The sequence below is a fragment of the Arthrobacter saudimassiliensis genome, assembly GCF_059090665.1.
Genome location: NZ_JBNHFX010000002.1, coordinates 375834 through 392503 on the forward strand (window position 1 = coordinate 375834; position 16670 = coordinate 392503).

The 16670-nt window shown below is 69.2% G+C and carries 14 protein-coding genes; all 14 read left to right on the forward strand.

Annotation, left to right across the window (positions count from 1 at the left end):
* Positions 1-16 precede the first annotated feature (16 nt).
* The 14 genes from AC5RV6_RS08915 to secG all read left to right on the forward strand — a co-directional run bounded on the left by AC5RV6_RS08915 (position 17) and on the right by secG (position 16578).
* Positions 17-2032 carry an ABC transporter ATP-binding protein gene (locus AC5RV6_RS08915; RefSeq protein WP_494007384.1) on the forward strand — a complete coding sequence of 672 codons (2016 nt, stop codon included), beginning with the start codon at positions 17-19 and terminating at the stop codon, positions 2030-2032.
* Positions 2033-2104: 72 nt separating this feature from the next.
* Entirely contained in the window at positions 2105-2482 is a 378-nt protein-coding gene (locus tag AC5RV6_RS08920; RefSeq protein ID WP_494006952.1) for a GntR family transcriptional regulator, read from the forward strand.
* 54 nt (positions 2483-2536) lie between these two features.
* A complete protein-coding gene (gene uvrA / locus AC5RV6_RS08925; protein ID WP_494006953.1) occupies positions 2537-5437 on the forward strand; it encodes an excinuclease ABC subunit UvrA in 2901 nt (966 codons plus the stop codon).
* A gap of 136 nt (positions 5438-5573) precedes the next feature.
* Entirely contained in the window at positions 5574-6362 is a 789-nt protein-coding gene (locus tag AC5RV6_RS08930) for an HAD hydrolase-like protein (protein ID WP_494006954.1), read from the forward strand.
* The gene (locus AC5RV6_RS08935) at positions 6349-7017 is read left to right on the forward strand and encodes a lysophospholipid acyltransferase family protein (RefSeq protein WP_494006955.1); all 669 of its coding nucleotides are present in this window, start codon (positions 6349-6351) and stop codon (positions 7015-7017) included. Before AC5RV6_RS08930 ends, AC5RV6_RS08935 begins: the two co-directional genes overlap by 14 nt.
* A gap of 72 nt (positions 7018-7089) precedes the next feature.
* A complete protein-coding gene (gene uvrC, locus AC5RV6_RS08940; RefSeq protein WP_494006956.1) occupies positions 7090-9156 on the forward strand; it encodes an excinuclease ABC subunit UvrC in 2067 nt (688 codons plus the stop codon).
* 49 nt (positions 9157-9205) lie between these two features.
* A complete protein-coding gene (rapZ, locus tag AC5RV6_RS08945) occupies positions 9206-10105 on the forward strand; it encodes an RNase adapter RapZ (protein ID WP_494006957.1) in 900 nt (299 codons plus the stop codon).
* Positions 10102-11130, forward strand: coding sequence for a gluconeogenesis factor YvcK family protein (locus AC5RV6_RS08950; RefSeq protein ID WP_494006958.1), 1029 nt, complete (start codon positions 10102-10104; stop codon positions 11128-11130). Before rapZ ends, AC5RV6_RS08950 begins: the two co-directional genes overlap by 4 nt.
* Positions 11131-11153: 23 nt before the next feature.
* Positions 11154-12134 carry a DNA-binding protein WhiA gene (whiA, locus tag AC5RV6_RS08955; RefSeq protein ID WP_494006959.1) on the forward strand — a complete coding sequence of 327 codons (981 nt, stop codon included), beginning with the start codon at positions 11154-11156 and terminating at the stop codon, positions 12132-12134.
* A gap of 106 nt (positions 12135-12240) precedes the next feature.
* Positions 12241-12876 carry a superoxide dismutase gene (locus AC5RV6_RS08960; RefSeq protein ID WP_494006029.1) on the forward strand — a complete coding sequence of 212 codons (636 nt, stop codon included), beginning with the start codon at positions 12241-12243 and terminating at the stop codon, positions 12874-12876.
* Positions 12877-13076: 200 nt separating this feature from the next.
* Positions 13077-14081 (forward strand): type I glyceraldehyde-3-phosphate dehydrogenase, encoded by a 1005-nt coding sequence (gap, locus tag AC5RV6_RS08965; protein ID WP_494006960.1) that lies wholly within the window; start codon positions 13077-13079, stop codon positions 14079-14081.
* Between the two features lie 52 nt (positions 14082-14133).
* On the forward strand, positions 14134-15360 hold the full coding sequence (locus tag AC5RV6_RS08970; protein WP_494006961.1) for a phosphoglycerate kinase: 1227 nt from the start codon (positions 14134-14136) through the stop codon (positions 15358-15360).
* Positions 15361-15452: 92 nt separating this feature from the next.
* Positions 15453-16268 (forward strand): triose-phosphate isomerase, encoded by an 816-nt coding sequence (tpiA, locus tag AC5RV6_RS08975; protein ID WP_494006962.1) that lies wholly within the window; start codon positions 15453-15455, stop codon positions 16266-16268.
* Between the two features lie 58 nt (positions 16269-16326).
* Entirely contained in the window at positions 16327-16578 is a 252-nt protein-coding gene (secG, locus tag AC5RV6_RS08980; protein ID WP_494006963.1) for a preprotein translocase subunit SecG, read from the forward strand.
* The last annotated feature ends 92 nt before the right edge of the window (positions 16579-16670 follow it).

Consider the following 16670-nt stretch of genomic DNA (forward strand, 5'->3'; position numbering starts at 1 on the left):
TGGGCCCGTGAGCGGAATGCATGGGGGAAGCCGGCCCGGTGCCGGCCGTCCCGCAGGCGGCCACGCCCCGGGCGGCAAGCCGATGAACTTCCGTGCGGGCGTGCGCCGCATCCTGGCCCTGATGGCGCCGGACCGGCTGCGGGTCGCGGTGGTCATGACCGCCGCCGTCGTCTCCGTGGCGCTCGCCGTCAGCGCGCCGGCGGTCCTGGGCCAGGCGACCAACGTGATCTTTGACGGCGTGATCGGCGCCGGACTGCAGCAGGGAGTCAGCAAGGACGAGCAGGTGCAGGAGCTGCGCCGGCAGGGGCAGGAGCAGCTCGCGGACATGCTGGCCGCCATGGACGTGGTGCCCGGACAGGGGGTGGACTTCGGACGGCTCGCCGTATTGGTGCTGGGAGTGCTGGGCATCTACCTCGCAGCCTTCCTGTTCGGCTGGCTGCAGGCACGGGTCACCGCCCGGGTGGTGCAGAACGCGATGTACCGGCTCCGCAGGGACGTGGACGCCAAGCTCTTCCGGCTGCCGATGTCCCACTTCCAGCGGGAAGCGCGCGGAGACGTGCTCAGCCGGGTCACCAACGACATCGACAACCTGGCGCAGACCCTCTCCCAGACGCTGACACAGATCGTGACCGCCTCGCTGACCATCATCGGCGTGCTGGGCATGATGCTCTGGCTCTCGCCGCTGCTCGCCCTGATCGCGGTGATCACGGTGCCGGTGTCCGCCGTCGTGACCGTCCTGATCGCCCGGCGCTCGCAGGTGCAGTTCATGCAGCAGTGGAAATCCACAGGCGAGGTGAATGGCTACATCGAGGAAATGTTCAGTGCCCATGACGTGGTCAAGGCCTTCGGCCAGTCCGAACGGGTGGTGGAGGGCTTCCGGCCGGCCAACCGGCAGCTCTACCGTTCCTCGTTCCGGGCCCAGTTCGTCTCCGGCATCATCATGCCGACCATGCAGTTCATCTCGAACCTCAACTACGTGGCCGTCGCCGTCGTCGGCGGCCTGCTGGTGGCCAACGGCAGGCTCTCCATCGGGGGAGTGCAGGCCTTCGTGCAGTACAGCCGGCAGTTCTCCCAGCCGCTGGGCCAGATCGGCTCGCTGATCAATATGCTCCAGTCCGGCGTCGCCTCCGCGGAACGGGTTTTCGAACTGCTCGACGCACCGGAGCAGGTACCTGATCCGGCGCACCCGGTGACCCCCTCCCGGGTGCGCGGCCGGGTGGCCTTCGAGCATGTCGACTTCAGCTACTCACCGGAAGCGCCCCTGATCCGCGACCTGTCCTTCGTGGCCGAGCCGGGACAGACGGTGGCCATCGTCGGCCCCACCGGCGCGGGCAAGACCACGCTGGTGAACCTGCTGATGCGCTTCTATGACGTCGACGCCGGCCGCATCACCATCGACGGCGTCGACACGGCACGGATGCGGCGCCGGGACCTGCGCAGGCTGATCGGGATGGTGCTGCAGGACGCATGGCTGTTCGAGGGCACCATCCGGGAGAACCTGGCCTACGGCGCCCCCGGGGCCACGGAAGAGCAGATCGTTGCCGCCGCCCGCGCCACCCATGTTGACCACTTCGTCCGTTCCCTGCCCGAGGGATACGACACCGTGCTGGGCGACGACGGCGGGTCGCTGAGCCAGGGCCAGCGGCAGCTGCTCACCATCGCCCGGGCCTGGCTGGCCGACCCCGCGATCCTGGTCCTGGACGAGGCGACCAGCTCCGTGGACACCCGAACCGAGGTCGCAATCCGGCTCGCCATGAACGCCCTGCGGCAGGACCGTACCAGCTTCGTCATCGCCCACCGGCTCTCCACCGTCCGTGATGCCGACGTCATCTTGGTCGTCCAGGGCGGACGGATCGTGGAGCAGGGCACGCATGACGCGCTGCTCGAGGCCGAAGGATTCTACGCGGATCTGTACCGCGCCCAGTTCAGCGGCCCGGCCGTGGACGAGGAAGGGGACGATGACGGAGCCGGGGCAGCGGACGGGGCAGCGGGCGGGACTGCCGCTGCCCGGAGGGGCGCCGTGGCAGAATGAGGGCGGGCCTGCAGGGGCGCCGGTGAGCCCCGGCGCCGTCGGCCCGCTGACCGGAACAGGGAGGACGAATCATTGAGCGACCAGGTGCTCTCATGGGTACGGATCGATCCATCCGACCCCGTGCCGCCGTACGAGCAGCTTCGCCTGCAGATCCTCACCGCGGCGAACGACGGCCGCCTGCCGGTCGGAACCAGGCTTCCGCCGGTCCGCACGCTGGCCGCTGAGCTGGGCCTGGCCGTCAACACCGTTGCCCGCGCCTACCGCGAGCTGGAGCATGCCGAGATCGTCACGACCCGCTCCCGCGCCGGCACCGTCGTCTCCGCTCCGGCCGGAGACGCCCGCCGCCGGGTGGCCGACGCAGCCAAGGTGTACGCCGACGCCGCGCACGCCAACGGCCTGGCAGCCGACGCCGCGCTGGCCATCGTGGAGGCGGCCCTACGCTCCCGGTGAACACGGCGCCGCTCGAATACGTCTTCGATTCGCGTTTGATCTACAGTGGAAAACGTGTCTACTGCGACTTCTTCCCAGACCGGTGGCCTGGTTCGCCAACCGACCGGCAATGACCTTTCCCGGCTGATCGTCAAGGGTGCGCGGGAGCACAACCTGCGCAACGTGGACCTGGACCTGCCCCGGGACGCGATGATCGTCTTCACCGGCCTGTCGGGCTCCGGCAAGTCCTCCCTGGCCTTCGACACCATCTTCGCCGAAGGCCAGCGCCGCTACGTGGAATCCCTGTCGGCGTACGCCCGCATGTTCCTGGGGCAGGTGGACAAGCCCGACGTCGACTTCATCGAAGGACTCTCGCCGGCGGTCTCCATCGACCAGAAGTCCACGAGCAACAATCCCCGCTCGACGGTCGGCACGATCACCGAGATCTACGACTACATGCGCCTGCTCTGGGCGCGCGTCGGCCGCCCGCACTGTCCGGTCTGCGGCGAGCCGATTTCCCGGCAGACCCCGCAGCAGATCGTCGACCAGCTTCTCGAGCTGCCCGAAGGCACCCGCTTCCAGGTCCTGGCCCCGGTGGTCCGCGGCCGCAAGGGCGAGTTCGTGGACCTGTTCAAGGAACTGGCCTCCAAGGGCTACTCCCGGGCCCGGGTCGACGGCAAGCAGGTCCAGCTCTCCGATCCGCCGAAGCTGGGCAAGCAGTACAAGCACACCATCGAAGTCGTCGTCGACCGCCTGGTGGTCAAGGACGGGGTCCGGCAGCGGCTCACCGATTCCATCGAGACCGCGCTGGGCCTGGCCGACGGCCGCGTGCTCACCGACTTCGTCGATCTGCCCGAGGACGCACCGGACCGGATCCGGGCCTTCTCCGAAAACCTGGCCTGCCCCAACGAGCACGCCCTGGCGCTGGACGAAGTCGAGCCCCGCTCCTTCTCCTTCAACAACCCGTTCGGCGCCTGCCCGGTCTGCACCGGCATCGGCTCCCGGCTGGAGGTCGATGAGGAGCTGGTCATTCCGGATCCGGACAAGTCGCTGCGCGACGGCGCCGTCGCCCCCTGGTCCCTCGGCACCGCCACCACCGAGTACTGGAACCGGCTGCTCGAGGGCCTGGCCAAGGACATGGACTTCTCCATGGACACCCCCTGGCATTCGCTGCCCAAGCACGTCCAGCAGGCGGTGCTGAACGGCAAGGACCACAAGGTGGAGGTGGAGTACCGCAACCGGTTCGGCCGGATCCGCCGCTACACCACGGGCTTTGAGGGCGTCGTCCAGTACATCCAGCGCAAGCACCTGGAGACCGAGTCGGACAGCGCCCGCGACCGCTACGAGGAGTACATGCGGGAAATCGCATGCCCCGAGTGCGGCGGCGCGCGCCTGAACCCCACGTCCCTGTCCGTCCTCATCAACGGCCGCAACATCGCCGAGGTCACCGCCCTGCCGCTGCGCGAGGTCCGGTCCTTCCTGGAGGGCCTGGAGCTGACCGGACGGGAGGCGCAGATCGCCAACCAGGTGCTCAAGGAGATCCTGGCCCGCCTGACCTTCCTGCTCGACGTCGGCCTGGAGTACCTCAGCCTGTCCCGGGCCGCCGGCACCCTGTCCGGCGGCGAGGCGCAGCGCATCCGGCTGGCCACCCAGATCGGCTCCGGCCTGGTGGGCGTGCTGTACGTCCTCGACGAGCCCTCCATCGGCCTGCACCAGCGGGACAACCGGCGCCTCATTGAGACGCTGACCCGGCTGCGGAACCTGGGCAACACCCTGATCGTCGTGGAGCACGACGAGGACACCATCAAGGAAGCGGACTGGATCGTCGACGTCGGCCCCGGCGCCGGCGAGCACGGCGGCGAGGTCGTCCACTCGGGTCCGCTGGCGGAGCTGCTGGAGAACCCGCGCTCGATCACCGCGGACTACCTCACCGGCCGGCGCGAAATCGAGATTCCGGCCAAGCGCCGCAAGATCGACCGCAAGCGCCAGCTGAAGATCGTCGGCGCCAAGGAAAACAACCTGCGCAACATCGACGTGACCGTGCCGCTGGGCGTCTTCACCGCCGTCACGGGTGTCTCCGGGTCCGGCAAGTCCACCCTGATCAACGACATCCTCTACAAGGTGCTGGCGAACAAGCTCAACGGCGCCAAGCACGTTCCCGGCCGGCACACCCGGGTCGAGGGCCTGGAACACCTGGACAAGGTGATCCACGTCGACCAGAGCCCGATCGGCCGCACCCCCCGGTCCAACCCGGCGACCTACACGGGCGTGTTCGACCGCATCCGCAAGCTCTTCGCGGAAACCACCGAGGCGAAGGTGCGCGGCTACCAGGCCGGGCGCTTCTCGTTCAACGTCAAGGGCGGCCGCTGCGAGGCCTGCCACGGTGACGGCACCCTGAAGATCGAAATGAACTTCCTGCCGGACGTGTACGTGCCCTGCGAGGTGTGCCACGGAGCGCGCTACAACCGCGAGACGCTCGAGGTGCACTACAAGGGCAAGAACATCGCCGAGGTCCTGGACATGCCGATCGAGGAGGCCGCCGAGTTCTTCTCCGCCTACACGGCGATCGCCCGGTACCTCAAGACCATGGTCGACGTCGGGCTGGGGTACGTCCGGCTCGGCCAGCCGGCCACCACTTTGTCCGGCGGCGAGGCCCAGCGCGTCAAGCTGGCGGGCGAGCTGCAGAAGCGTTCGAACGGGCGCAGCGTGTACGTGCTGGACGAGCCGACCACCGGCCTGCACTTCGAGGACGTGCGCAAGCTGCTGCTGGTCCTGCAGGGGCTGGTGGACAAAGGCAACACGGTCATCACCATCGAGCACAACCTCGACGTGATCAAGAGCGCCGACTGGCTGATCGACATGGGGCCCGACGGCGGGTCCGGCGGCGGCATGGTGGTCGCCACCGGTACGCCGGAAAAGGTGGCAGCGAGCGAGGCCAGCCACACCGGCACCTTCCTGGCTGAAATCCTGCCCTGAGCTTCCCGGTTCCCCGGCCGCTGCGGCGGCCGGGGAAGGGTGTGGAAGGGCAGCGGAGGAATATGCCCGCGGCAATACATGCGTGTGACGGCATGTGTTTTTCGGTGCAGGGCGTCACATGTGGGAAACTTGCCCGGTGAATGAGACGCGGTTGCTGGTGCTGTTCGACCTTGACGGGACCCTTGTGGATCCCGCCGGAAGTATCACCGGCGGCATCGCCGGGGCCCTGGCGGAAGCCGGGCTGCCGGTGCCCGGACCTGACCGGCTCTCGGCGATGGTGGGCCCGGCGCTCACGACGTCGCTGCGCGAGATCGCCGCGGTTCCCGAGGACCGCCTCGACGAAGTGATCGCAGCCTACCGCGCCCGATACCGCAGCAGCGGAATGGCCGCGAGCCGGCCGTACCCCGGCATTCCCGAAGTCCTGGCGGAGCTGCAGGGGCGGTGCCTGCTCGCCGTCGCCACGCAGAAGCCCGAAGGCCTGGCGCATGAACTGCTGCGCCTCCAGGGCCTTGACGGGTTCTTCGCCTCCATCCACGGTTCCCCCGACGACGAACGGACGGCGGCGACGGACGGGAAGGCCTCCATCGTCGCGGCCGCGCTCGAACGGCACCGCGGCGCCTGGGACCGTGCGGTGATGATCGGTGACCGGAGCCATGACGTGCACGGGGCGGCCGCCAACGGCCTGCCCTGCATCGGCATCACCTGGGGTTTCGCCGCCGACGGCGAGCTGAAGGAGGCCGGCGCCGCGGAGGTCGTCGCGCGGGCCGGGGACCTGCCCGCAGCAATCGCCCGGACGGCTGCCGCACCGGCCGTCGAACTCCCGGGGCACGAGCCTGCCTCCGCCGGGCAGGAGTCTTCCTCCGCCTCCGCTCCCTTCCGGGACGCCGACGGCAGCCGGGAGGTGGCCGCGCATGGGCGTCTATAAGCTCACCCGGACCAGCACCCGCGCCCTGATTGCCGGGCTCTGCCGGCCCACCATCATCGGGCTGGAAAACGTGCCGCCCACCGGGCCTTTCATCGTGGCGGCCAACCACCTGTCCTTCCTGGACAGCGTCCTGGTCCAGGCCCTCATGCCCCGGCGGGTGGCGTTCTTCGCCAAGGCCGAATACTTCACCGGAACCGGGCTCAAAGGCGCGGCCATGCGCAGCTTCTTCGAAGGCGTCGGCTCAATTCCGGTCGAGCGCGGTGAACAGGCCGCCAGCGTGGCGGCGCTGCGCACCCTCCTGGACATCCTGGACCAGGACGGCGGCATCGGCATCTATCCCGAAGGAACCCGCTCCCGCGACGGTCTGCTCTACCGCGGGCGGACCGGCGTCGGCTGGCTGGCGCTGACCTCCGGCGCCCCCGTGGTGCCGGTCGGACTGATCGGGACGGAACGGCTCCAGCCCGCAGGCGCCCGGATGGTCCGGCCCCAGCACTTCACGATGAAGGTAGGCCGGCCGCTGTACTTCCAAAAGACCGGGCCGGACCATGCCCTCCCTGCCCGGCGGCAGGCCACCGACCGGGTGATGGACGCCATCGCCGAACTCAGCGGCCAGGAACGCGCCGGCACCTACAACCAGCACAAGCCCGAAGGCTGACGCCCGGCCGGGCCGCCTCCGCCGTCCGCGAAAGCTCCCGGGCGGCCGGCGGGCCGACCGTAGGATGGAACAGTGGCAGATCCAGCAAGCTACCGGCCCAAGACCGGCGAAATCCCCACCCAGCCGGGCGTCTACCGTTTCCGCGACGCCCAGGGCCGGGTCATCTACGTGGGCAAGGCGAAGAACCTACGCTCCCGCCTGAACTCCTACTTCGCCAATCCGGCCGGCCTGATGCCCAAGACCCGCACCATGGTCCATACCGCCGCCGGGGTGGAATGGACCGTCGTCGGCACCGAGCTCGAGGCTCTGCAGCTCGAGTACACGTGGATCAAGGAATACGATCCGCGGTTCAACATCATGTTCCGGGACGACAAGTCCTACCCCTACCTGGCCGTCACGATGGGGGAGAAGTACCCGCGTGCCCAGGTGATGCGCGGTGACCGCCGGAAGGACACCCGGTACTTCGGTCCCTTCTATCCGGCAAAGGCCATCCGCGAGACCCTCGACACCCTGCTGCGCGTGTTTCCGGTGCGGACCTGCAGCACCGGCGTCTTCCGCCGTGCCGAGCGCACCGGCCGCCCCTGCCTGCTCGGCTACATCGACAAGTGCGCCGCGCCGTGCGTGGGCCGCGTGACCGCCGAGGAGCACCGCGACATCGCCGCCTCCCTGTGCGACTTCATGGCAGGGGACAGCAGGCGTTTCATCCAGGACCTCGAGGCCCGGATGCGCGAGGCCGTCGCGGAGCTGGACTACGAGTCCGCCGCCCGTATCCGCGACGACATCTCCGCCCTGAAGAAGGTCTTCGAGCGGAACGCCGTGGTGCTCAGCGAGGACACCGACGCAGACATCTTCGGCCTGCGCGAGGACGAGCTCGAGGCATCGGCCCAGGTGTTCCACGTCCGCGGCGGCCGGATCCGCGGCCAGCGCGGCTGGGTGGTCGAGAAGGTCGAGGACACCGGAGACGAGGACCTCATCGAGCACCTGCTCCAGCAGGTGTACGGCGAAGCCGCCTCCACCGACCGCATCCCGCGCAAGGTCCTGGTGCCCCGGCTGCCGGCCAACGTGGAGGACCTGGAGGCCTGGCTGTCGGGACTGCGCGGCTCCAAGGTCAAGATCCGGGTCCCGAGGCGCGGCGACAAGCGCGCCCTGATGGAAACGGTGGAACAGAACGCCGAGGACGCGCTGCGCCTGCACAAGAGCCGCCGCGCCTCGGACCTCACCGCCCGCTCCGCTGCCCTCCAGGAGCTCCAGGACGCCCTGGACCTGCCGGTCTCGCCGCTGCGGATCGAGTGCTACGACATCTCCCACGTCCAGGGCACCAACGTGGTCGCCTCCATGGTCGTCGCCGAGGACGGCCTGGCCAAGAAGTCCGACTACCGCCGGTTCGCCATCACCGGCGACGCCGCCCGCGACGACACCTCGGCCATGTACGACGTGATCAGCCGCCGCTTCCGCCACTACCTGTCGGAGAACTTCGATCCCAACGCCCACCCGGACGAAGTCGCCGCAGCCGTTGAGGCAGCCGAGGCAACCGGTCCGGCGGAGGCAGGGGAGCAGGCGGGCGACGCCGGCGCGGAGCGGCAGGCGCCCGCCCGATCCGCCGCACCCCGGGCGAACACCCTCACCCCGGTCGCCCGGCCGAAGTTCGCCTATCCGCCGAACCTGGTGGTGGTCGACGGCGGGCGGCCCCAGGTGGATGCAGCCTGCCGGGCCCTGGCCGACCTGGGCATCACCGACGTGCAGGTGGTGGGCCTGGCCAAGAGGCTGGAGGAGGTCTGGGTGCCGGACAGCGAATTCCCGGTGATCCTGCCCAGGTCCTCCCCGGCGCTGTTCCTGCTGCAGCGGATCCGCGACGAGGCCCACCGCTTCGCCATCACCTTCCACCGGCAGAAGCGGGGCAAGTCGATGACCGCGTCGCTGCTCGACGACATCCAGGGCCTGGGTCCGGCCAAACGCGCCGCCCTGCTGAAGCACTTCGGTTCAGTGAAGAAGCTGCGGAGCGCAGGGGAGGAGGAGCTGCGTTCGGTGCCCGGCATCGGCCCCGCACTGGCCGCCTCGATCCGCCGCCAGCTGGACGCAGCGTCCACCGCGGCGGCCCCGGCGGTAAACATGACCACCGGCGAAATCGTGGAATCTTAGCTACGCTGGGAACCCGGTGTCTACGCCACAACGACAGGACAATACGACGATGACTGAAGTGGACGGGCTGACCAGCGTCAAACCGGCCGAATCCGAGCTGCTCGTGGTCACCGGCATGTCCGGCGCCGGGCGCAGCACCGCCGCCAACGCCCTGGAGGACCACGGCTGGTACGTCGTGGAGAACCTGCCCCCGCTGATGCTCGGCACGCTCACCGAGCTCGTGTCCCGGATGCCGCATTCGATTCCGAAGCTGGCCGTGGTGATCGATGTCCGCAGCAAGGAGCTCTTCCAGGACATCCGGGAGGCCCTGCGGAACCTGCGCGCCGCCGGCGTCAGCTACCGGGTGCTCTTCCTCGACGCCGACGACGCCACCCTGGTCCGCCGCTTCGAACAGGGCCGCCGGCCCCACCCGCTGCAGGAGGACGGCTCCATCCTTGACGGCATCGCCGCCGAACGGGACGTGCTGGCCGAACTGCGCCGCTCGTCCGACATCGTCGTCGACACCTCGCGCTTCAACGTCCACGCGCTGGCGACAACCATCACCGAACTGTTCACCGAGTCCGGGCCGATCGTGCTCCGCCTCAACGTGATGAGCTTCGGCTTCAAGTACGGGCTGCCGGTGGACGCCAACTTCGTGGCCGACGTGCGCTTCATTCCCAATCCGCACTGGATTCCCCAGCTGCGCCCGCACACCGGGCAGGACGGCGATGTCCGCGACTTCGTGCTCGACGCCGAGGGAACCAAGGAGTTCCTGGACCGCTACGTCGAGGCCCTGGAACCGGTGATCGACGGCTACCGTCGGGAAAACAAGCACTACGCGACCATCGCCGTCGGCTGCACCGGCGGCAAGCACCGGTCCGTCGCCGTGACCGAGGAGCTCGCGAAGCGGCTGGCCCAGCTGCCGCACGTCACCGTCAGCGCCCATCACCGCGACCTGGGGCGGGAGTGAGCTTCCTCACCGGCCCCCTGCCGCTGATTCCCGATACGTCGGCTGCCCGTCCGGGCACCGGCGGCCGGTCGGCCGCTCCTGCGGTCGTCGCGCTGGGCGGCGGGCATGGGCTGTCGGCTTCGCTTTCGGCCCTGCGGCTGCTGACCACCGACCTCACCGCCGTGGTCACCGTGGCCGACGACGGCGGGTCCTCCGGCAGGCTCCGGCGGGACCTGGGCGTACTCCCGCCGGGGGACCTGCGGATGGCGTTGGCCGCGCTGTGCGACGACACCGACTGGGGACGCACCTGGCGCGATGTCATGCAGCACCGCTTCAAGTCGATGGACGGGGTCGAGGGGACCCTCGACGGGCATGCCATGGGCAACCTGCTCATCGTCACTTTGTGGGAGCTGCTGCAGGACCCGGTGGCGGGCCTGCAGTGGGCCGGCGCCCTGCTGGGCGCCCGCGGGCAGGTGCTGCCGATGTCGACGGTTCCGCTGACCATTGAAGGCGACGTCCTGCGCGAAACGGTGTCCGGCCTGCAGCACGAGACCGTGCGCGGGCAGGCCCGGCTCGCCGCGGCGGGAGCCCGCAGCAACGTCACGGACGTCCGCCTCGAACCGGCGGACGCTCCGGCGTGCCCGCAGGCCCTGGAGGCGGTCGAGCGGGCGGACTGGGTGATCCTGGGCCCCGGGTCCTGGTACACCTCGCTGCTGCCGCACCTGCTGCTGCCGCAGCTGCGCGACGCCCTGTGCTCCACCAACGCCCGCCGCCTGCTGACCATGAACCTGAACATGGACACCACCGAGACCGCGGGCATGACCGCGGCGGACCATCTGGATGTGATCCGCCGCTATGCGCCCGGCTTCAAGGTCGACGCGGTGCTGGCGGACCCGGCCGTGGCCGGCGACCGCGAGGCCTTCGAGGAGGCGGCAGCCGCGCTGGGTGCCCGCGCGGTCTTCGGTAAGGTGGGGGCTGCGGGAAGCCGTGCAGTGCATGATCCGCTGCGGCTCGCCACCGCCTACCAGGACATTTTCGAGAACTAGCACCAGGAAACAGGAGTGTGTCCGTGGCCCTCACCACCGCCGTCAAGGAGGAACTCTCACGTCTGGACGTGTTGAAGTCCTCCGTCCGCAAGGCCGAGGTTTCGGCGTTGCTGCGCTTCGCAGGGGGGCTGCACATCATCTCCGGCCGGATCGTCATTGAGGCCGAGGTGGACCTTGCCTCGACGGCCCGCCGGCTGCGCACGGCCATCTCCGAGGTGTACGGCCACGGCAGCGAGATCGTCGTCGTCTCCGGCGGCGGCCTGCGCCGCGGCAACCGGTACGTCGTCCGCGTGGTGCGGGACGGTGAGTCCCTGGCCCGGCAGACGGGCCTGCTCGACTCCCGTGGACGGCCGGTCCGCGGCCTGCCCTCCGCGGTCGTGAACGGTTCCGCCGCCGACGCCGAGGCGGTCTGGCGCGGGGCCTTCCTCGCCCACGGCTCCCTGACGGAGCCGGGCCGCTCCTGCGCGCTGGAGGTCACCTGCCCGGGCCCCGAAGCCGCGCTGGCGCTGGTGGGCGCTGCCCGGCGCATCGGCATCTCCGCCAAGGCCCGCGAGGTGCGCGGGGTGGACCGGGTGGTGATCCGCGACGGCGACGCGATCGCCGCACTGCTGACCCGCATGGGCGCCCACGACGCGCTGATGGTCTGGGAGGAACGGCGGATGCGCAAGGAGGTCCGCGCAACGGCCAACCGCCTGGCGAACTTCGACGACGCGAACCTGCGCCGCTCCGCCCAGGCCGCAGTCGCCGCCGGCGCCAGGGTCGAGCGCGCCCTCGAAATCCTCGGCGAAGACGTGCCGCCGCATCTGCGCTACGCGGGCGAACTGCGCCTGGCGCATAAGCAGGCCAGCCTCGACGAACTGGGCCGCCTTGCTGAGCCGGCGATGACCAAGGACGCGGTGGCCGGGCGCATCCGACGGCTGCTGGCCATGGCGGACAAGCGTGCCGCGGAGCTGGGCATCCCGGGAACCGAGGCGAGCGTGACGGCCGAAATGCTCGACGGCTAGGTCCTTTGCATAGGATGGAGGCAGCCCGCCGGCTTTCCCACCGGCATCACCGGCCACTCCCGCAGCGGCCCGGTCGGGCGCTGCCGCCGAGCATGAAGGAGAAGCTGTGAACAATAAGTACACCCTGCCTGAGCTGCCCTACGATTACGCCGCCCTGGAGCCGCACATCTCCGCGCGGATCATGGAGCTGCACCACGACAAGCACCACGCCACCTACGTGGCCGGCGCGAACACCGCCCTGGAGCAGATGGCCGAGGCCCGCGATAAGGGCGAGTTCGGCTCCATCCCGAAGCTGTCCAAGGACCTGGCCTTCCACCTGGGCGGGCACACCAACCACAGCATCTTCTGGAACAACATGAGCCCGGACGGCGGCGACAAGCCCGAGGGCGAGCTCGCAGCCGCGATTGACGAGTTCTTCGGCTCCTTCGACGGCTTCCGCGGCCAGTTCACCGCCGCGGCGACCTCGCTGCAGGGCTCCGGCTGGGCCATCCTGGCCTACGATCCGCTGGGTAAGAACATGGTCATCGAGCAGCTCTACGACCAGCAGGGCAACATCCCGGTGGGCACCATCCCGCTGCTGATGCTGGACATGTGGGAGCACGCCTTCTACCTGGACTACGTCAACGTCAAGGCCGACTACGTCAAGGCGTTCTGGAACATCATCAACTGGGCCGACGTCGCGCAGCGCTTCGACGCCGCCCGCTCCGGCGCCCCGGCGCTGATCCTGCCGAACGAGGCCTAGGCACCGCACCGGAGGGGCCCGGAACGGGACAAAAACCGCCCCTGCCCGGTACCCCGCGGGAGCCCGACGCGTAAGATGAGACCGTCAGCTGCCCGCCCGGCCCACCGGCCGGGCGGGCCCTGGCGAAGCAGCTCCCAGGTGGCCTTCAGACAACCGGGGTCACGTGATCTTCGATTGACCAGCTATCAAGGAGACGGACAGTGACTACTCGAGTTGGCATCAACGGCTTCGGACGCATCGGACGCAACTACTTCCGGGCCGCGCTGGAGCAGAACGCGGATCTGGACATTGTCGCCGTGAACGACCTGACCAGCCCCGAGACGCTCGCCCATCTGCTGAAGTACGACTCCGTCACCGGCCGCATTCCGGCCGACATCGAGGTCAACGAGGGCAACATCGTGGTGGGCGGGCGCACGCTGAAGGTCCTCGCCGAACGCGACCCCGCGAACCTGCCCTGGAAGGACCTCGGGGTGGACATCGTCATCGAGTCCACCGGGTTCTTCACCAAGGCCGACGACGCGAAGAAGCACATCGACGCAGGCGCGAAGAAGGTGCTCATCTCCGCGCCGGGCAAGGGCGCCGACATCACCATCGTGATGGGGGTGAACGACGGCGATTACAACCCCGCCGAGCACAACATCATCTCCAATGCCTCCTGCACCACCAACTGCCTGGGCCCGCTGGCCAAGGTGCTGCACGAGGCGTTCGGCATCGAGCGGGGCCTGATGACCACCGTGCACGCCTACACCGCCGATCAGAACCTGCAGGACGGACCGCACCGCGACCTGCGCCGCGCCCGGGCGGCCGCCCTGAACATCGTGCCGACCACCACCGGCGCCGCCAAGGCCATCGGCCAGGTGCTGCCCGAACTGGACGGCAAGCTCGACGGATTCGCGCTCCGCGTGCCGGTGCCCACCGGCTCAATCACCGACCTCACCGTGCAGGTCAGCCGCGAAGCGACCGTCGAGCAGATCAACGACGCCTATCAGGCCGCGGCCGACGGCGCGCTGGCCGGCATCCTGCGCTACACGGACGAGCCCCTGGTCTCCTCCGACATCGTCACCGACCCGGCCTCCTGCATTTTCGACTCCGGACTGACCCGGGTCATGGGCAACGAAGTGAAGGTCGTGGGCTGGTACGACAATGAGTGGGGCTACTCCTGCCGCCTGGTCGACCTGACCTCGCTGGTGGCCTCCAAGCTCTGACCCGGATCCAACCCAACCAACCTACCAGACCACCGACCGACCAAAGGTAGCTATGACAGTCAAGACACTGGATGAACTGATCAACGAGGGCGTCGACGGCCGCTACGTGCTCGTGCGTTCCGACCTCAACGTTCCGCTGGAGGAGGGCCGGGTGACCGACAACGGCCGCATCCGCGCCTCCATCCCCACCATCCAGCGTCTGGTGGGCCACGGTGCCAAGGTGATGGTCATGGCGCACCTGGGCCGCCCCAAGGGCAAGCCCGACGAAAAGTACTCCCTGCGGCCGGCGGCGGACGAACTCAACGAGCTTGCACCGTTCTCCGTCGAGTTCGCCGCCGACACCGTCGGTGAGGACGCGAAGCGTCTCGCCGGGTCCCTGGCGGCCGGCAGCGTCCTGGTCCTCGAGAACGTGCGGTTCGACCCGCGGGAAACCTCCAAGGACGACGCCGAGCGGCAGGCCTTCGCCCGCGAACTCGCCGCCCTGACCGGCGGCAACGGCGCCTACGTCGACGATGCGTTCGGTGCGGTGCACCGCCGGCACGCCAGCGTCTACGACATCGCCGAAATCCTGCCCGCCTACCAGGGCGACCTGGTGAAGGAGGAGGTGCAGGTCCTGACCCGCCTCACCCGGGATCCGGCGAAGCCCTACGTCGTGGTGCTCGGCGGCTCGAAGGTGTCCGACAAGCTGGCCGTGATCGAGAACCTGATGACCCGGGCCGACAGCCTGCTAATCGGCGGCGGGATGGTCTATACCTTCCTGGCGGCGCAGGGCCACAAGGTCGGAGCCAGCCTGCTGGAAGAGGACCAGATCGAGACCGTCAAGGGCTACCTTGCCCGGGCGGCCGAGGTCGGCTGCGAGTTCGTGCTGCCCACCGACATCGTGGTGGCGGACCGCTTCGCGGCCGACGCCGAACATGAGGTCGTTCCGGCGGACGCCATGGAGTCGGGCCGCTTTGGCGACAAGGCCATCGGCCTGGACATCGGCCCCGAATCCGGTGCGGCGTTCGCTGAGCGCATCCGCGGCGGCGAGACCGTCTTCTGGAACGGGCCGATGGGCGTCTTCGAGTTCCCCGCCTTCGCCGAAGGCACCCGGGCCGTGGCGCAGGCGCTGAAGGACTGCGCCGGCCTCACCGTCGTCGGCGGCGGGGATTCCGCCGCGGCCGTGCGCCGCCTGGGCTTCGCGGACCGCGACTTCGGCCACATCTCCACCGGCGGCGGTGCGTCGCTGGAGTACCTGGAAGGCAAGGACCTGCCGGGCCTCACCGTCCTGGACCGCTAGTATTCCCCACCGCTGCGGCCGCCGCCTGATCGTGGGCGGCGGCCGCAGCGCCTGTCGCGGCCCCGGCCGCCCGAGTAGATTCCGGAGCAGAAATGACCAGCTCGACCAACGGCAAGTACGACCGCACGCCACTGATTGCGGGCAACTGGAAGATGAACATGGACCATGTCCAGGCCATCACCCTGCTGCAGAAACTGGCCTGGACCCTCAAGGACGCCGACCACGACTTCGAACGGGTCGAAGTTGCCGTCTTCCCGCCGTTCACCGACCTGCGCAGCGTGCAGACCCTGGTGCAGGGCGACAAGCTGAAGATCGCCTACGGTGCGCAGGACCTCTCGCCGGAGGATTCGGGCGCCTACACCGGCGACATCTCGGGGCAGTTCCTGTCCCGGCTCGGCTGCGCGTACGTCCTGGTGGGCCACAGCGAACGCCGCACCGTCCACGGCGAAACCGACGAGCTGCTCAACCGCAAGCTGAAGGCCGCCTACCGCAACGGCCTCACGCCCATCCTCTGCGTGGGCGAGGGACTGGAGGTCCGGCAGGCGGGGGAGCACCTCCTGCACACCCTTGAGCAGGTCCGCGCCGACCTGGCCGGGCTCGACGCCGAGCAGGTTTCCCGCCTGGTCATCGCGTATGAGCCGATCTGGGCCATCGGCACCGGCGAGGTGGCGGGACCCCAGGATGCCCAGGAAATGTGCAACACCATCCGGATGGAACTGGCGGACCTCTACGACGACGCCACCGCCGCGAAGGTCCGGCTGCTCTACGGCGGATCGGTGAAGGCCGGCAACGCCGCCGCCATCCTCCGGGAGCGCGACGTCGACGGCGTGCTGGTGGGCGGCGCCAGTTTGGACGTAGCCGAGTTTGCTAATATTGTCAGGTTTGAACAGCACCTGGTCACCGAGTGACCGGCCCGGGGCGCCGCTGCCCCGGCCGTGAAGAACCGTGCCATCTGAAAGGCCGTAAGTGGAAATTCTCAAGATCATCCTGCTGGTGCTGCTGGCGATCACAAGCGTGCTCCTGACGCTGCTGATCCTGCTGCACAAGGGACGCGGCGGCGGTATGTCCGACATGTTCGGCGGCGGCATGACCACCAGCCTGGGCTCCTCCGGCGTGGCCGAGAAGAACCTCAACCGCATCACCGTTGTCCTCGGCATCTCCTGGGGCCTGGTGATCATCGCCCTCGGCCTCATCCAGCGCTTCGCCGTGGAGTCCTAGCCGCCCTGCCGCGGCGGCACCAGGGCCCGCGGATACAGGAAATCCCGCTCCGGATCGGAGCGGGATTTCCTGTTTAAGCCTGCGGCGCAGCG